General features: G+C 38.4%; 2 protein-coding genes. Both read right to left on the reverse strand.

The genetic code is table 11. From position 1 onward, the window contains the following. Window positions 1–56: 56 nt before the first annotated feature. A complete protein-coding gene (locus KUL10_RS18520; RefSeq protein WP_110430445.1) occupies window positions 57–578 on the reverse strand; it encodes a hypothetical protein in 522 nt (173 codons plus the stop codon). 133 nt (window positions 579–711) lie between these two features. After that, the coding region (locus KUL10_RS18525) for a hypothetical protein (protein ID WP_233499889.1) at window positions 712–1,161 on the reverse strand (450 nt) is incomplete at its 5' end.

The raw sequence follows: 1,161 nt of genomic DNA on the forward strand, positions 1-1,161 counted from the left end.
ACCAAATTAAGCGGTAGCTGGGCGCTTTTCCCAGATATCCGTCTTCAATTTTTTTGTTAGGCATTTGCGCGAACTTTATTCCCTTTACGAAAAACATATACCCCCCCTCCTATGAAGAATAATGAAATGTACGGCATTAGCTTATCATCAGCTACCCATGCCACTTTTGATTCTTCATAAGTTCTAATTGGTTTTTCTCCAATGAAAATCTCGAATACTGAGTAATACAATTTGTCATTATAAATGGGACCTGTTGGATCATCGTTATCGTAAAGTACGGTAACAATCTTTCCCTCGGATTCAAGAAGGGATCTTTCAACGATACTTTTACCATTTGCTTTAGAGGGGTATACATAGTCAATAACGCTACCCTTCAATCCAAATTTCACCCCATATTTGTATTTATCAACCCATTCGACATAACCACTATGTTCAATCAACTCGGATTTAAGAGGAAAATTTTCACCCTCTAAAGTCAAATATGAATAAGCTATAGCTAGCCCGAAGAATGTGCAAATACCAGACAATATGTAGTATCTATAAACTATCAGCTTGAAGTAAATCGAGGACTGATTCATGACGTATGCCTAACACTCGCATTTGCGGCAGTTTGTATTTGCTAAAATCTGCAAAAATTGAACGGAGTGAAATGCAGGTTTTAGCAAATGCAAAATGTCCGAAGGAGCGACAGCGACTGCCAATATGCGTTTGTTATATTGCATTTCTTAAAACAGCCTCCGTTTTACCAATATCCTCAACTGCAATTTGCCTTAGTTGTTTACCAAAGTTGTTAATTACTTGCGGTTCAACTTTTAGGTCGAAATTAACTCTAAAATCTTCATTTCTCGCATTACTAAAAGATTCAATATGCGCGATAGTGATTGCCAGCAGAGTATGCCCCGAGTTGTCCGTACACATACCAGCTATTTTAAAAAAAGAAAGGTCGTCTTTTGCTCTAGATGAAAACTCAAATTTGTCTTTAACGGTGATTGGAAAGGTTTCGAGTAGTTCGCCTAACCTATTGATTTCTTCCCTGACCGTATAGCAGTCCGCCTGCCCAGAAAACGAGCCGTTGTTGCCCCTAACGCAAACCTCAAATAAATCCTCATCTTCCCAGATTGAAGAAACGACAATTTCGTTCACCATGTTACTCATGCAATA

Source organism: Glaciecola sp. KUL10, assembly GCF_003203515.1.
GTDB lineage: Bacteria > Pseudomonadota > Gammaproteobacteria > Enterobacterales > Alteromonadaceae > Glaciecola.

What these genes read in the sequence shown, in the direction of transcription:
- KUL10_RS18520 (WP_110430445.1), bottom strand. Translation starts at nt 578, where the DNA reads ATGAATCAGTCCTCGATTTACTTCAAGCTGATAGTTTATAGATACTAC.